We start from the raw sequence: 15,483 nt of genomic DNA, 5'->3' as shown, positions 1-15,483 counted from the left end.
ACAATGGCTATATCTTATAACACAACATTTTCTAACAACTATGAAAGCCGCCTGATATTCAGTTCTATTTAGGCGGCTTTCTGTTTATACATAGATGGTATTTTGAGTAAAAACATCATTTTTTTATGAAAAGAGGAAATGTAAGTGCTTTTATAAGAGGCGGGGGTTATTGATGGGTGAGAAGTGATTTTATAAATAAGAGGTAAAAAGCGAAAGGCAAAGGAGATCAAGCAAAAGGGGTTGGGACAAATTATGATAAGAAAATGGCGTGTTTATTCACTGTTTCTCTTACTGACGCTCGTTTTAGCGGGCTGTGGTGAACCATACTTATCAACACTCAAGCCAGTTGGGGAAGTAGCAGATAAACAGTTTTTCCTAACGGTACTGAGTACACTCATTATGGTTCTTGTCGTCATTGTTGTATCGATCATTTTCTTTTACGTCATCATTAAATTCAAACGTTCTAAAGTGGGAGAAGATACGATTCCAAAGCAGGTGGAGGGGAACCGCAACCTGGAAATCACATGGACAGCGATTCCGATTCTTCTACTCATTATTCTCGTTGTACCTGTTGTGGCATACACGCTTGAACTAGGGGATACAAGCGCTATGGATAAGAAAAAACGAGATCCTGAAAAGACACTTGTTGTTAACGTGAGAGCCAGCTTATATTGGTGGGAATTTGAATACCCTGATTATGGGATTGTCACAAGTCAGGAATTGATCGTACCAACAGATCAAAAAGTGTACTTTAAGCTGAAAGCATCCGATGTCAAACACTCATTCTGGGTTCCATCGGCTGGCGGTAAAATTGATACAAACACAGATAATGAGAACAAATTTTATTTAATCTTTGACTCGAAAAGAACGAAAGATGCAGGGGAATATTTCTACGGGAAATGTGCGGAGCTTTGCGGGCCGTCACATGCTTTAATGGACTTTAAAGTTAAAACGCTTTCTCAAGATGAGTTCTTAGGATGGACGAAAAAAATGGCTGATTACAAGAAGCCTGAATCCACAAAAGATCTCGCTTTAGAGGGTGAAAAGCTATTTAAAGAGAAAAACTGCTTAAGCTGTCACGCAGTAGAGCCTGGTGACGAACGGCCTGAAGCAGCAAGGACAGCACCAAACCTTGCGACCTTCGGAGAGCGAACGAAAGTAGCTGGAATTAAAGACATGAACAAAGAAAATGTGAAAGCATGGCTGAAAGATCCAGAAAGCTTTAAACCAGGTAATAAGATGACAGGAACGTACCCTAAATTAAATGACTCAGAAGCAGATGCACTTTACGAGTATTTAAAAGGTCTTAAAATCGAGTAACGCCTAGAGCAGATATTCAAGAGGGTATGTGATCGATGTGAAGTTTTTGTTAAGAGCTCCCGAATATGTCTCTACAACCGAGAAGCCGTCATCTGTCAGACACAGTCTGTTAAAAGGATCGTTAAGATAGACATCTATATGAAAAGGGGCAAATGGGAGATAAGAGGGGGATTTCATGGTGAGTACAATAGCTAAAAAGCGGGGGTTTGGCGCTGTCTTATGGGATTACTTGACAACGGTTGACCACAAAAAAATTGCCATATTATATTTAGTGGCAGGGGGATTTTTCTTTTTGGTTGGCGGGATAGAAGCGATGTTTATCCGTATTCAGCTAGCCATCCCTGAAAGTGATTTTGTCAGTGCAGGGGTTTACAATGAAATCATGACGATGCATGGAACGACAATGATCTTCCTTGCAGCTATGCCGCTTTTATTTGCATTAATGAATGCGGTTGTACCAATTCAAATTGGTGCACGTGACGTAGCATTTCCGTTTGTGAATTCACTTGGTTTTTGGTTATTCTTTTTCGGAGGAATCTTCTTAAACCTTGGATGGTTTATGGGCGGAGCACCTGATGCAGGCTGGACTGCATACGCTTCGCTCACGCTGAATTCAGAAGGGCATGGAATGGATTTCTATATTTTAGGTTTGCAGATTGCGGGTATTGGTACGCTGATTGCCGGGATTAACTTTCTTGCAACGATTATTAATATGAGAGCGCCTGGCATGACGTATATGAGAATGCCGCTCTTTACTTGGACGACATTTGTCGCCTCCGCACTTATTTTATTCGCATTCCCGCCGCTGACAGCAGGGCTTGCGATGCTGATGCTTGATAGAATGTTTGACACGAGCTTTTTCAATCCAGAGCTTGGAGGAAACACAATCATCTGGGAGCATTTGTTCTGGATTTTCGGACACCCGGAAGTATATATCTTGATCCTGCCGGCATTCGGAATCTTCTCAGAGATCATTCCAGTGTTTGCAAGAAAAAGATTGTTTGGTTACTCGTCCATGGTGTTCGCTACTGTATTGATTGGTTTCCTTGGTTTCATGGTGTGGGCGCATCACATGTTCACAACGGGGCTTGGACCTATCGCCAATGCGATCTTTGCCGTAGCGACCATGGCAATTGCGGTGCCAACAGGAATTAAAGTATTCAACTGGCTGCTCACGATATGGGGCGGTAATGTGAAGTTTACAACGCCGATGCTTTATTCTGTTGCCTTTATTCCGTCGTTCTTACTTGGCGGGGTAACTGGGGTCATGCTTGCGGCAGCTGCAGCGGATTATCAGTTCCATGATACGTATTTTGTTGTGGCGCATTTCCATTACGTCATTATCGGCGGGGTTGTATTCGGTATTCTAGCAGGTGTGCATTACTGGTGGCCGAAGATGTTTGGAAAAATTCTGAATGAGAAACTTGGGAAAATTGGATTTGTGCTGTTTTTCATCGGTTTCCATTTAACTTTCTTTATCCAGCACTTCCTCGGTCTATGGGGCATGCCGCGCCGGGTCTTTACATTCCTTCCAGGTCAGGGTCTTGAGCTTGGGAACTTGATTAGTACGATTGGGGCACTGTTTATGTTTGTAGCTGTTGTGATCATGCTGATTAACATCATCTGGACAACAGCAAAAGGGGAGCGTGTATCGAGCGATCCTTGGGGAGATGGAAGAACACTTGAATGGGCAGTGTCTTCGCCTCCGCCAGAATACAACTTTAAACAGCTTCCGCTTGTCAGAGGACTAGATCCATTATGGATTGAAAAAATGGATGGTAAAAAAGGAATGACAGCATCTGAACCGCTCGATGATATACACATGCCGAATAACTCCATCTTGCCTGTCATTATCTCATTCGGTCTATTTGTGTCAGCGTTTGGTTTCATGTATCGTCAAGAGCACAGCTGGGGGCTTCCGGTGATCTTCATTGGTCTTGGTATTACGTTTGCGACCATGCTGGTTAGGTCTCTGAAAGATGATCATGGATACCATATTCACAAAGAAGATTTGACCGACGACGATGATAAAGGGGTGAAAGCATAATGGAACCACAAAAAATGACGGCGGAAACCTTTCCGGCTTCTCCTGAGAAGGCCACGTTAGAAGGGAAGAATAAGTTTGTCGGGTTCTGGCTGTTTCTTGGAGGAGAAACCGTTCTGTTTGCATCGCTTTTTGCCACTTATTTGGCGCTGAAAAACTCAAATGCAGGCGGAGCAAAAACAACTGATATGTTTGACCTCACACTTGTCTTTATTGCCACAATGCTTCTATTAACGAGCAGTTTAACGAGTGTGTATGCCATGTATCATATGAAAAACTTTGCCTTTAAAAAGATGCAGCTTTGGCTTGGTATCACGGTCCTTTTAGGTGCTGGATTTTTAGGGGTTGAGATTTATGAGTTTTATCACTATGTGCATGCGTATGAATTTACGATTACCAGCTCTGCTCTTGGTTCTTCCTTCTATACACTTGTAGGGACTCACGGAGCTCACGTCGCCTTCGGACTTTGCTGGATTACCGCTCTTATGATTCGAAATATGAGACGCGGACTCGATTTATACAATGCGCCGAAATATTACGTGGCAAGTCTCTATTGGCATTTCATTGATGTTGTGTGGGTCTTCATCTTTACCGTTGTATATTTAATGGGAATGGTGGGATAAGAATGGGAAATAAAAACACAAATCAGTCCAAAGTCGACCTTGTATATCGTAAAAAGAAAAATGCCGAAGAAATGAAGCATCAGCTCATTTCTTTCGGCTTGATGATTGGATTAACATTTGTTGCGTTTTTAACGATTGCCTCAGAAGACGTTGGGAATTGGTTCGCAGTACCATTTATTTTACTGCTTGCAGGCATTCAGGTTGCTTTTCAGCTTTATTATTTTATGCACATGAACCAAAAAGGGCATGAAACACCCGCCTTGTTTCTATACTCAGGTGTGTTTGTTGCGTTTATTACCGTATTAGCCTTTTTGACCATTATATGGTGGTAAACCCGCTTTGCCCTTGAAGGAGGCGCAGCAATGGAGAACTTAGAAATATTCGGATTTCGGGCATTATGGAGCCCTTATTATTTGACTTGTATTGTGATAGCAGCTGCTCTTTATCTGCTTCTTGTGACAAAGGGAAAGCATCGTGCGACGGTGAAAGAGAAAACGTTATTTCTGACGGGGCTTGTTCTGTTATATGCTGTGAAAGGGAGCCCAATTGATTTAATGGGGCATATTATGTTTAGTGCACATATGGCGCAAATGGCGGTTCTATACTTAGTCATCCCGCCTCTCCTTATTACAGGATTGCCTCCAGCCATTTGGGAGCGGATCATTCAAACACCAGGTATTCAAGCTGTTTTCCGTTTGTTTTCCAAACCTTTAATTGCGCTGCTTGGGTTTAACGGATTGTTTTCGCTGTATCACATTCCGCTTGTGTTTGATTTTGTGAAAACAGATCCGTTTTACCATGCATTGATGACGGTTGTTATTTTTATCGCTGCCTTTTTCATGTGGTGGCCGCTTGTTCATAAAGTTCAAAGTCAGCCGCAGATCACAGGCATTTTGAAGCTTGGATATATCATGGCAGACGGGATATTGATGACTCCGGCCTGTGCACTCATCATGTTTAGTGAAGCTCCGATCTATGCCACTTATTCGGATGCCGGCGCATGGATACAAGCACTGCATTTATGTGTGCCAAGTGATATGCTGGCAGGTCTTGCCCTCACTGGCCCTGATATGTTCCACACCTTGCCGCTGCTAGAGGACCAGCAGCTAGGTGCCATTTTGATGAAAATTATTCAGGAGATTGTGTACGGCTCTATTCTTGCTGTTGTCTTCTTTGACTGGGCAAGAAAAGAAAGAGCAAAAGATGCCGTACCAGATGCGCTTATTCCGAAATATGAATAAAAAAGCACAGCCAAATGGCTGTGCTTTCATCTTAGAAAAAGGGCTAAAATAAAGATCATTTTAGCCCTTTGTTTTATGCTTCAGCCGTCATGGCTTCTAGTTTTTCCTTCAGCTGTGTAAGTGTTTTTTTGCTTGATTGGATGAGAGACTTAGGGAATTCTTCGCCTTCGCCATATTCAACGCCATGTGGATAATAGTGTTTTCCAAGTAACGGTGTTAGAAGCTGAATGTGTGCCTTTTTGGAACCGACATCTCCTTCAGTGGCGTAGCCGGAAATTCGCAAATAAAAAGTTCCCTCTACCATGCTGTACTTTCTATCGTACGTCACACGCTCATAATCCCATTGATCGGCTCGTACAAATCCTTCACTTTCCATAATGAAATCTAATTTATTTAAGTCAGCTGATACTTCTTCAATCCCCGTACCTTCAAACTTCACCCAAAACCCCTCCTTATAAAATTTCCCTTTACTGACAATCATAGTATGAAAGCGTTAAACTTTCAACTGTGAAGGGTATGTTCTTTTATAAGCTGGTTACAGTAATAAAGAAAATAACGGATGGAGGAATCAACGTGAAAACGAAAAAAATCAAAGATATTATGACAAAAAAAGTAGTGACATGTCAGCAAGACGACAATACGTATGAAGCAGCAGTCAAAATGAGAGATGCTGACATCGGTGCTATTCCAGTGGTTGATGGAGATCAGCTCGTTGGAATAGTGACAGACCGTGACCTTGTGCTTAGAGGCATTGCAGAAAAAAAGCCAAACTCACAGGAAGTGGGCTCGCTGATGACAAAGGAAGTACTAACAGCTGAAGAAGATGCAACGCTTGAAGAAATTGTCCGGCTCATGTCAGAGCATCAGCTCCGCCGCATTCCCGTTGTGAAAAACGGCGCATTAACAGGGATTGTCGCTCTTGGAGATTTATCAGTCGAAGATTTATCAAATGATCGCGCGGGAGATGCACTGACAGAAATCTCTCAACAGGATCAAGATCATGGACAAGGATTTCTTCATTAAGAGGGGCATATTTTAAATTCGTGTTAAATAGGCTGTATTGTCGTTGATAAATGGAGCAAGTTTTGTTTAAATGACAGTAGAAGGTACTTTTTGTACCTTGCCAATTTAACGGAGGTGTTTATTTGAAAACTGTGCTCAAAACACTCCTCATCCTCCTGATTATATCTGGAACGTACGTTCTGTTTATTCAATATGGATCTTCACCAGAAAAAGAAAACAGCAATGAACCGAAGGTGTCTAATGAAGAAACATCTAGCGATAAGCCGATCAACATCCCAAAAAAGGGGCTCATGTCCTTTATGGGGAAATCTTCAAACGAAGTGCTTAAACAGCTGGGAGAACCAGATCGCATTGATCCTTCCGCATATGATTATGACTGGTGGATTTACAACCAATCGAAGAAGCACTATATTCAAGTAGGGGTAAAGGATAGTAAAGTGGTGACCTTGTTTGCAACAGGAGACGGACTGAATGTAGAACCGTTTAAAATCGGTCAAGCCACAAGCGAAGTATTTAAGAAAACACAAATTGCACCTTACATTCATGTAGAGGATGAACAAAATTCATACCGCTTTGAATTCTCAGAAGATGATATGAATACAAGACCCACTGTGAAAGTGGGAGATGATGTGTATGTTCAGCTTTACATGGATAAGTTTGAAAGCACCCTTTCAAGTATCAGGGCCTTCAACGCAGATACATTTGTGAAACAAAAGCCGTATGAAGTGGTCTATCGAGGTCAATTGATAGAACCTGAGGCGATATCGGGTGAAAAATGGAAAGATATCGAAGCTTCCAGTCAAAAACAAATTTTTGATATGACCAATATTATCCGCCATAAGTACAACCTGCCGATCTTAAAGTGGGATGATGAAACGTCTGAAGTGGCCTTCATGCATAGTGAGGACATGAAAGAAAATCATTATTTCTCCCATGAATCTAAAAAATACGGTACGCTGAAAGACCGGTTAGAAAGAGGCGAGGTGGACTTTCAGCTCGCAGGTGAAAATATTGCCTATAACTATGTCGATGGACCTGCAGCGGTAGAGGGCTGGCTCAATAGTGAAGGTCACAGGAAGGCGTTATTAAATAAAGATTACACGCATCTTGGCGTAGGGGTGAAAGAAAAATATTACACCCAAAATTTCATCAAGAAAACATCTTAAACGAAAGCAGCTGCATAGTCGCAGCTGTTTTTTTGATGTTTAAAAAGAGGCTCACCAAAACAGATGCTGGTGTATATAGTATAGTAGGCATTTGTATGGGGGGTGAGGATATGACAAACAAGCAAAAACAAACATCCATTGATGAATTTAAACAATTCGTCAGACGCCATCCGAAGTTAATTCAAGAAGTGCAAACGCAAGAAAAAAGCTGGCAAAGTGTATACGAGAATTGGGTCATGTTTGGTGAGGAAGATGAGATGTGGTCACCTTACCGGCAATCGAAATCTGAAGACGATAAAGAAGAAAAAGCCTCTAAGCCAAGTGAAGCAGGAAAAGCAGATTTTATGTCTAAAATGGTTTCTGCTGTGAAAAAAATGGACGCTGATCAAATGAATGAACAGATTAACAAAATGAGCCAGTCTATTTCCTCTTTACAAAGCTTACTCGGCCAATTTTCATCCAATGGTTCAAAGAAAGGTTCATCTGGAGGCAGTCAGCACCCGTTCTCCTTCAGGAAAGACTAAGTGAAAGGGGATGCTTCTGGTGCGAAAAGAAGTACAGGAATTTGTCATGGCCGAAGAGGATCGAATCAAATTCATAAGACAGCGCCCTCTCTGGTACAGACAGCTGACGCGGCATCCTGAAAATCTATCGTCCTTTGAATTAGATAAAATGAACTTTTACGAAAAAACCATTCCTCATCGTGTGAGTCAGTTGAGCAATAGCGTCCAAATGGCTGAAATGATGATTCAAATGTTCCAAGCAATGCGCAACCAAAATGGAGCCGGTTGAGGCTTTTTTTGAGTTGATTAAGATGTCTATTTCCTGAGCATCCTATAAACGTAGATGAAAGGAGAATCAGATGATGAAATGGATGCTGTCAATAGGCGCATTGCTTTTTCTTGTCACCGGGTGTCATAGTCAACATGGAGAAGAGCAAGTGATCAAGCAAGACCCAGCAGTACCAGTCATGCAGCAAGCCCAAAGCGAAATGAAGCAGCAAGGCTTTTTGAAATACAAAGTGCAAGGATCATCTGTCTATATAGAAAGTACACTTCAAGATTTTCATCTTCAGCCAGAACGTCTGAAAAAGAACGAGAAGGCGGGATATTTTACAGTGTATGTAGACGGGAAACGGGCAGGGAATGAGTATACCGCGGCATTTGTGGTCAAGCATCTTTCAAAAGGAAAGCATAAAATGACCGTTGTGCTGAATTCCCGTCATCCTGAATATAAACAGAAAAGAGAAACATGGGATGTATTTGTCACGTAAAAGCATTTTCTGATCCATAGGTTTCGTGGTAAACTATGAATTGGAGGTGCAACATTTATGTATGCGACAATCGAATCTGTGGAGCTCCAAGAGGAAGCAAATCAATTGGCTGCCATGATTCTTCAGTCGGAGGAGGCTGAACATTACCGCAACTGCTTTAAGCGTCTCCAGCAAGACGAAGAAGCCCAACAAATTATTGCCCATTTTACAAAAGTAAAAGAGCAATATGAGGATGTGCAGCGGTTCGGCAAATACCATCCGGACTATAGAACGATCTCAAAGGAAATGCGTGAGGTCAAAAGAAAGCTAGATCTTCACGATACAGTGGTTGATTTCAAAAAAGCAGAAACAGCGATTCAATCCATCTTAGATGAGATTAGTATTGAAATCGGTCAAGCTGTATCAGCATATATTAAAGTTCCAACAGGGAACCCATATTTTGATGGTCTATCATCATGCGGCGGTGGCTGTGGATCAGGTGGCAGCTGCGGTTGTAAAGTATCTTGACGAGACTTGAATGTCTCGTCTTTTACATAATGAATGAAAAGAATTGAAAAGCGGCAGGTGAAAAGATGGAAACCAAACGTCAAGGGATGGTTGTCTGGCTGCACTCGTTAAAGCAGTCTAAAGCGCTAAGAAAATTTGGAAATGTTCACTATATTTCAAGGAAAATGAAATATGCGGTGATCTATTGTGATATGAATGATCTTGAGCGCCATATGACGAAGCTCAGCTCGTTACCATTTGTGAAACGTGTTGAGCCTTCATATAAACCTTTTATTAAATTAGAGTACGAATCCAAATTGGACAAAGCAAAAGAGTATGATTATAAGGTGGGCTTTTAAAGACACAAAAAAATCCCCGCGGCATCACCCGCGGGGTCCTTCTATTCTTAATGATTCATTAAGGAGAAGGCAAAGGGAGAGGAGAAACCGGAGGAAGAACTTATGGGGAAACGTAAGTCTTCTCCGCGGTTGGCAACAGCACCACATCAGATGCTGTTATAAATAGTATGACCCCGGACTTCTTGATCTATACATAGAAAATGAATGAATATCAGTGCATTGTTCCTTGAAGAGTGATGTGGTAAGATAATGTTGAATTTTTTGTCATAACCAATGACCAATAGAAGCAAGCAGAAAAAGTGGTGGAAAAATGAGAGTCATCTCTGGAACGAGAAAAGGCCGCACACTTAAAGCGGTACCAGGTCAATCAACAAGACCGACGACAGATAAAGTAAAAGAATCGATATTTAATATGATCGGCCCGTATTTTGATGGCGGATGGGCCCTTGATCTATTTGCAGGAAGCGGTGGTTTAGGAATTGAAGCGCTCTCCAGAGGATTCGATCATTGCATATTCGTTGATCGAGATATGAAGGCGATTCAGACGATTAAAGGCAACCTGAATCAATTGTCGCTAATGGATCAAAGTGAAGTGTTTCGAAATGAAGCAAAGCGTGCACTCGCAGCTGTTGTGAAACGAGAGGAATCCTTTCAAGCCATTTTCCTTGATCCGCCCTATAAAGATCAACAGCTAAAAGCACTTCTTGAAATGATTGACGAGCACGCCTTGTTAACAGATGACGGTGTGATCGTGTGTGAGCATGATAAAGACGTGAAGCTGCCAGAAGAAGCCGGACAGCTTCACATCACAAGGCAGGAACTGTACGGATTGACTGGTATTACGATCTATAGAAAGCGGGGAAATTAGCATGGGGAACATAGCCGTTTGTCCGGGCAGCTTCGATCCAGTCACATTGGGGCATTTGGATATCATCAAAAGAGGTGCTAAGATTTTTGATGAAGTGTATGTATGTGTACTAAATAATTCATCTAAAAAACCGTTATTTACTGTTGAAGAACGGTGTGAGCTTATTCGCCAAGCGACGAAGGAACTGCCAAATATCAAAGTTGAATCCTTTCACGGCCTGCTTGTTGATTATGCGAAGCAAAAAGAAGCCAAAGTCATTTTACGCGGACTAAGAGCTGTGACGGACTTTGAATATGAGATGCAAGGCACCTCAATGAACAAAGTGTTAGACGATGAAATTGAAACGTTTTTTATGATGACCAACAATCAATATTCCTTCTTAAGCTCCAGCATTGTCAAAGAAGTAGCGAAATATCATGGGGCAGTCAAAGATCTTGTACCAAAAGAGGTAGAAGCAGCACTGAAGGAAAAATTTAATGGATGAGTGCACCCGGCACTCATCCATTTTTTAGTTTCCGATAGTATAGTGTGATGTACACAATCAAGCTGCAAAGTGTGATCAAAGGACCAGCTGTCACAAGGTGATTCCAAACCACGCTGCTAAACATGACGACCTGCTGGCTTGCATCAAATGCACCCGCTGGGAGAGCCATGTCTGATCGAGAGACATATAGAGGCTTGAATAATAAAAAGGCAAAAATAGCTGCATAAATCCCGTGAAGCAAACGGGCGAAGAAAAACGGTTTAAAGCGGATATCGGTTGCCGCTAAAATGCCAGCGACTTGGGCTTGAACAGAGAACCCGCTGAATCCTAAAATAAAGCTGACGACAATGGTTTTAGCGAGAAGGGTGACTTCCTGTGACCCCGTCAGCTGGCTGCCTAATGTGATTTCAAATAAACCGGCAATCATGGCAAGGTCTAATTCTGGCGGAAGATGCAGCGTTTGCAGCATATATCCGAGCCCTATAGATAAAAGGTCTGTCACATGGACAACTGACAGCATTTTGCTAAACACAGAAAATAAAATAATAAAGCCGCCAATCATAAAGAGTGTTTGGACTGATGACATGACGGCATCACTTAAAATTTGGCCGAGCGGTCTTTTCTCTGCGAGTCTTGCTGTATGAAGAGCATTGAAAGCCTCTTTAAACGGCGGGAGTAAAAATTTCTTACGGCTTCTTAGGTGTGCATCATGCCGCGCTTTATATCCACGCATCGTCACACCAACAGCGAGATTCCCTAAATAATGTGCGCTGGCCAATACAATGCCTAAAGCCGGGTGATGAAAAAAACCAACAGCCACCGCACCGAAAATAAACAATGGATTCGATGAATTTGTAAAGGAAACGAGACGCTCTGCTTCGATTCTCGTCAGCTGTCTTTCCTGTCTGAGTCTTGTTGTTAATTTTGCACCAGAAGGAAAACCTGAAGCCATTCCCATAGCTAGTACAAATCCGCCTACACCCGGCACCCGGAAGATGGGGCGCATAAATGGCTCTAATAATACACCGACAAATCTGACAATCCCGAAACTAATTAATAGCTCGGACAAAATAAAAAAAGGAAGCAATGATGGAAATACCACCTCCCACCACATTGCAAGTCCATTTTTCGATGCTTGCAAAGAGGCTTGTGGATGTGTAATCACAGTGGCTGTTAAAAAAATAAAAAAAGCAGCGATGAACAGAGTGTTCCATTTTTTCATGGAGATTTCGCCCCTTGCCGTTATGATCTATTGGCGAGCTCGTGATTATAGAAAAAGAAACTAGCCGAGCCTGTCTTCTATTACTATACGAGCAGTAGGGGCATGTTTAGACCTATAGATTCGTATATATGCATAGAAAGAGGAGGGTGGATTTTCATGAAACGACCGATTATCGGGCTTGCACTAGGCTCCGGGGGTGCGAGGGGAATGGCGCATATCGGGGTGTTGTCTAGTCTTGAGAAGCAGGGGATACAAGTAGATATGATTGCTGGAAGCAGTATTGGCGCACTTGTTGGGAGCTTTTATGCGGCAGGACAAGACGTAGAAAAAATGAAAAAACTTGCACTTGTCTTCAGAAGAAAGTATTATGCTGACTATACACTGCCAAAAATCGGTCTTTTAAAAGGAAATCGAATTTTGCAGCTGATTCACACGTTTACATATGGGAAAAAATTCGAAGAATTAAGAATGCCCCTTGCGGTGGTTGCCTGTGACCTCGAAACAGGGGAGAAGGTTGTGTTTAAAGAAGGGTCTGTCTCACAAGCAGTCAGAGCAAGCATCAGCATTCCAGGTGTGTTTGTTCCTCACGAAATGAGCGGCAGACAGCTGGTAGATGGAGCGGTTGTTGACCGTATTCCTGTGTCTGTTTTAAAAGAAATGGGCGCAGACCTTATCATCGCCTCAGATGTATCAAGGGTGAAAAAAACAGAAAAGGCGACGAGATTATCGGATGTGATTATGCAAAGTTTGGACATCCTTCAAAATGAATTGGTCCGTCATCAAACCATTCATGCAGATCTCATGATCCGGCCGAGGCTTGAAACATTTAGCTCTAGTGCGTTCACACGGGTTCAGGAGATGATTGAAGCTGGTGAGCTCGCCGCAGATCAACTAACAGGCAAACTGAAAGATGTCATTGATAAATGGGAGTGTTAATCGAATGAAAAAATTGAATATTCGCTGGCTCAGCTTTTTTGTCGTTGTTCTTGTCTTATTTGGCTTAACTTTTGTCAAACTGCCGTATTACGTAACAAAGCCGGGAGATGCAACAGAGATTGCCCCTCACATTCAAGTGGACGGTGGATACGGTGAGAAGGGCAGCTTCTCTCTTATGACGATAAAAGTAGGTCCAGCCAATCCGTATACGTATTTGCTTGCGAAAATGAATAAATATGACGAGATCGTCCCAGAAGAAAATATTAAAGCGGATGGAGAGTCGGATGAAGATTATATGAAAAGACAGCTTCAGCTGATGAAGAGCTCTCAAGAGAATGCCATGATTGCAGCGTATACAAAAGCAGGCAAAAAAGTAGATTATACGTTTAATGGGGTATATGCGAGCTACGTCATGAAAGGCATGCCTGCTTACGGTAAAATTGAAGTGGGCGACCGGATTAAAAGCGTTGATGGCAAGACGTATGATTCTGCTGATAAAATGGTTTCGTATATCAGCAGTCAAAAAGCTGGTACATCTGTCCGTTTTGTCCTTGAACGAAACGGCAAGGATATCACGCAGAAAGTGAAGTTAAAACCTTTTAAAGAAGAGCCGAATCGAGTTGGAATTGGCGTATCATTATTTACAGACCGAAATGTGAAAGTTTCGCCTTCCATTAAGGTCGATATTGAAAATATCGGCGGCCCGTCGGCAGGTTTAATGATGTCACTTGAAATTTATAACCAACTGACAAAAGAAGACGAAACACATGGCTATGCGATTGCAGGAACTGGAACGATTGACGCTGATGGTACGGTCGGGCCAATTGGCGGAATAGATCAAAAGGTCGTTGCAGCAGATAAAGCAGGAAAAGATATCTTCTTTGCACCAAACGATAAAGGTGATCCAAATTCAGACTACAAAAATGCAGTGAAAACAGCGAAAGATATTAAAAGTGATATGAAAATCGTTCCTGTGGACACAATGCAGGACGCACTGAACTATTTAAACAAGTTAAAAGAGAAAGCATCTTAAGTGAAAAAAGAGCAGCCTTCATCAAAAAGGCTGCTCTTTTTATTCAGATTGGAAGAGACCAGTCTCTTCATCATAGCGGATCGGTGAGGTTTTAAATTCTGCTTCTGTTAACTTTGTTTGCATTGGTTCACTGATGGGAAGGCTGAAGACGCGGGAAGCGCGAATGTCAAGATCAAGGGCAGGATGTGAAAAGGAAGACAGCTTGCTGACAAGCGGTACGTCCAATTCCTTTTTTACAAGAGATAAGTATTGCTGACCTTTCTTTGACATACCAAGTAAACGAATGTATGGTGCTTGTTTCTCCTTTAGCAGCTCATGCATAACAGTTTTCTTCACCCTCATTAAAAGGTGCGTATTCATCCGCTGCAGCCTTGTCCACGTATATCGTTTTGTTTTCACAAGTGATAGATATTCCTCGTAGGTGGACGCATGTGTGATCGCCTTTTGCATGCGGTGTTCGATGCCTTCTTCAATTTCATAGATGCCTTCTAGTTCTGCTGTATCCATTGTGTGAAACACATGTTTTAAGAAGCTGAAATAGTCTTCTTGTGTATGTAAAAGATCATAAGAAGAATAATAGTCATGTAATTGCTTAAGCGAAGCTTCCGGGAGATAAGGGGTGACAGTTTCAAATGACCCGTTCTCTTTTAAGGCTTTTCGGATGCTTGTCGCGCTTGCAATTTTCTGATGTTCAGGAAGCTCTTGATCATGATAACCGGATGCAATTCTTTGAGAGGTAAAGGGCTCTATGTGAGGAGATCTCTCTAAGATGGCTTTGACATAATGGAAGCCTAAAATGTTATTGGGCTTAGACAAATCCAGTAAGTGTTTAGGATCAATGACCTCTTGAAACGCAGCGGCAGAGGCTGCCGGATAACTAAGCCCTTCTTTGATTTTTGCTTTTGTGAAAAGGTCAATTTCTTCTTTTTTTTCATGCCAAGCGTGAGCTGTTCGCTCAAATGCTTTAATGTCCCCATCCTCGCTTCCGAAAAAAAGGGAGCGGCATTTTAAAGCGTCTAAAATAGATACAGCGCCATTTGCAAAGGTTTCTGCCTTTTGCACTGCATAGATGTATGGAAGCTCACATACGATGTCTACACCGTTTTGCAATGCCATTTTTGTACGTGCCCATTTGGAGACGATAGCAGGTTCTCCGCGCTGGAGGAAGGATCCGCTCATGACGGCAATGGCTACATCTGAGGAGGTATGTGTTTTCGCCTGGCGAACATGATAGGCATGTCCATAATGAAATGGATTGTACTCGACAACGACTCCTGTTGCTTTCAATAGATGTTCCGCCTTTCTTGCTATGGTTAAATGGTCTATGCTACAGTAGCATAAGGGAAAAATGAAGCCCATTTTTTTCAGTGTAGGCATTCCGTGAACTGATGTCAAACAACGCTCT

At 42.2% G+C, this 15,483-nt stretch carries 19 protein-coding genes; 16 read left to right on the top strand and 3 right to left on the bottom strand.

Annotated features, from left to right (window positions below; all coding sequences use genetic code 11):
• The first annotated feature begins 252 nt into the window (after positions 1–252).
• The 5 genes from coxB to ctaG all read left to right on the top strand — a co-directional run bounded on the left by coxB (position 253) and on the right by ctaG (position 5,228).
• Positions 253–1,320, top strand: coding sequence for a cytochrome c oxidase subunit II (gene coxB / locus JVX94_RS07300; protein WP_107163606.1), 1,068 nt, complete (start codon positions 253–255; stop codon positions 1,318–1,320).
• Between the two features lie 175 nt (positions 1,321–1,495).
• The gene (ctaD, locus tag JVX94_RS07295) at positions 1,496–3,367 is read left to right on the top strand and encodes a cytochrome c oxidase subunit I (RefSeq protein WP_034281664.1); all 1,872 of its coding nucleotides are present in this window, start codon (positions 1,496–1,498) and stop codon (positions 3,365–3,367) included.
• Positions 3,367–3,987, top strand: coding sequence for a cytochrome c oxidase subunit III (ctaE, locus tag JVX94_RS07290; protein ID WP_024424780.1), 621 nt, complete (start codon positions 3,367–3,369; stop codon positions 3,985–3,987). Before ctaD ends, ctaE begins: the two co-directional genes overlap by 1 nt.
• Positions 3,988–3,989: 2 nt before the next feature.
• On the top strand, positions 3,990–4,319 hold the full coding sequence (gene ctaF / locus JVX94_RS07285) for a cytochrome c oxidase subunit IVB (RefSeq protein WP_024426910.1): 330 nt from the start codon (positions 3,990–3,992) through the stop codon (positions 4,317–4,319).
• 30 nt (positions 4,320–4,349) lie between these two features.
• Entirely contained in the window at positions 4,350–5,228 is an 879-nt protein-coding gene (ctaG, locus tag JVX94_RS07280) for a cytochrome c oxidase assembly factor CtaG (protein ID WP_034281665.1), read from the top strand.
• Positions 5,229–5,301: 73 nt separating this feature from the next.
• Here ctaG and JVX94_RS07275 read toward each other — a convergent pair whose 3' ends face one another.
• A complete protein-coding gene (locus JVX94_RS07275; RefSeq protein WP_205185083.1) occupies positions 5,302–5,667 on the bottom strand; it encodes a YugN family protein in 366 nt (121 codons plus the stop codon).
• 161 nt (positions 5,668–5,828) lie between these two features.
• On the opposite strand from JVX94_RS07275, the gene JVX94_RS07270 reads away from it, so the two are divergent.
• The 9 genes from JVX94_RS07270 (at position 5,829) to coaD (ending at position 10,887) form a co-directional block, all read left to right on the top strand.
• Positions 5,829–6,251 carry a CBS domain-containing protein gene (locus JVX94_RS07270; protein ID WP_034663862.1) on the top strand — a complete coding sequence of 141 codons (423 nt, stop codon included), beginning with the start codon at positions 5,829–5,831 and terminating at the stop codon, positions 6,249–6,251.
• A 122-nt stretch (positions 6,252–6,373) separates the two neighbouring features.
• Entirely contained in the window at positions 6,374–7,417 is a 1,044-nt protein-coding gene (locus JVX94_RS07265; RefSeq protein WP_095408406.1) for a CAP domain-containing protein, read from the top strand.
• Positions 7,418–7,527: 110 nt separating this feature from the next.
• Positions 7,528–7,941, top strand: coding sequence for a YlbD family protein (locus JVX94_RS07260; protein ID WP_095408407.1), 414 nt, complete (start codon positions 7,528–7,530; stop codon positions 7,939–7,941).
• Positions 7,942–7,960: 19 nt separating this feature from the next.
• On the top strand, positions 7,961–8,209 hold the full coding sequence (locus JVX94_RS07255; protein WP_039178297.1) for a YlbE-like family protein: 249 nt from the start codon (positions 7,961–7,963) through the stop codon (positions 8,207–8,209).
• 73 nt (positions 8,210–8,282) lie between these two features.
• Positions 8,283–8,690 carry a hypothetical protein gene (locus JVX94_RS07250; protein ID WP_205185081.1) on the top strand — a complete coding sequence of 136 codons (408 nt, stop codon included), beginning with the start codon at positions 8,283–8,285 and terminating at the stop codon, positions 8,688–8,690.
• A gap of 57 nt (positions 8,691–8,747) precedes the next feature.
• Complete coding sequence (ricF, locus tag JVX94_RS07245) at positions 8,748–9,197, top strand: regulatory iron-sulfur-containing complex subunit RicF (protein ID WP_007499807.1); 450 nt, start codon at positions 8,748–8,750, stop codon at positions 9,195–9,197.
• A 65-nt stretch (positions 9,198–9,262) separates the two neighbouring features.
• On the top strand, positions 9,263–9,535 hold the full coding sequence (locus JVX94_RS07240) for a YlbG family protein (protein WP_048238857.1): 273 nt from the start codon (positions 9,263–9,265) through the stop codon (positions 9,533–9,535).
• A gap of 310 nt (positions 9,536–9,845) precedes the next feature.
• Positions 9,846–10,403 (top strand): 16S rRNA (guanine(966)-N(2))-methyltransferase RsmD, encoded by a 558-nt coding sequence (rsmD, locus tag JVX94_RS07235; protein WP_039178303.1) that lies wholly within the window; start codon positions 9,846–9,848, stop codon positions 10,401–10,403.
• 1 nt (position 10,404) lies between these two features.
• Positions 10,405–10,887 (top strand): pantetheine-phosphate adenylyltransferase, encoded by a 483-nt coding sequence (coaD, locus tag JVX94_RS07230; RefSeq protein ID WP_024426917.1) that lies wholly within the window; start codon positions 10,405–10,407, stop codon positions 10,885–10,887.
• Between the two features lie 13 nt (positions 10,888–10,900).
• Here the strand turns inward: coaD and ylbJ are convergent, their stop codons facing one another.
• Positions 10,901–12,109 (bottom strand): sporulation integral membrane protein YlbJ, encoded by a 1,209-nt coding sequence (ylbJ, locus tag JVX94_RS07225; RefSeq protein ID WP_095408408.1) that lies wholly within the window; start codon positions 12,107–12,109, stop codon positions 10,901–10,903.
• Positions 12,110–12,265: 156 nt separating this feature from the next.
• Between ylbJ and JVX94_RS07220 the strand changes: the two genes are divergently transcribed.
• Both JVX94_RS07220 and JVX94_RS07215 read left to right on the top strand, forming a co-directional pair.
• Complete coding sequence (locus JVX94_RS07220) at positions 12,266–13,045, top strand: patatin-like phospholipase family protein (RefSeq protein WP_205185079.1); 780 nt, start codon at positions 12,266–12,268, stop codon at positions 13,043–13,045.
• Between the two features lie 4 nt (positions 13,046–13,049).
• Positions 13,050–14,078 (top strand): SepM family pheromone-processing serine protease, encoded by a 1,029-nt coding sequence (locus tag JVX94_RS07215; RefSeq protein ID WP_048238860.1) that lies wholly within the window; start codon positions 13,050–13,052, stop codon positions 14,076–14,078.
• A gap of 39 nt (positions 14,079–14,117) precedes the next feature.
• Here the strand turns inward: JVX94_RS07215 and JVX94_RS07210 are convergent, their stop codons facing one another.
• The gene (locus JVX94_RS07210; RefSeq protein WP_205185076.1) at positions 14,118–15,365 is read right to left on the bottom strand and encodes a nucleotidyltransferase; all 1,248 of its coding nucleotides are present in this window, start codon (positions 15,363–15,365) and stop codon (positions 14,118–14,120) included.
• Positions 15,366–15,483 lie beyond the last annotated feature (118 nt).

It is taken from the genome of Bacillus sp. PDNC022 (genome assembly GCF_016919285.1).
Taxonomy (GTDB): Bacteria; Bacillota; Bacilli; order Bacillales; family Bacillaceae; genus Bacillus; species Bacillus safensis.
The sequence above is the reverse complement of the archived record's forward strand: the minus strand, read 5'-3'. Positions and strand labels throughout refer to the sequence as shown.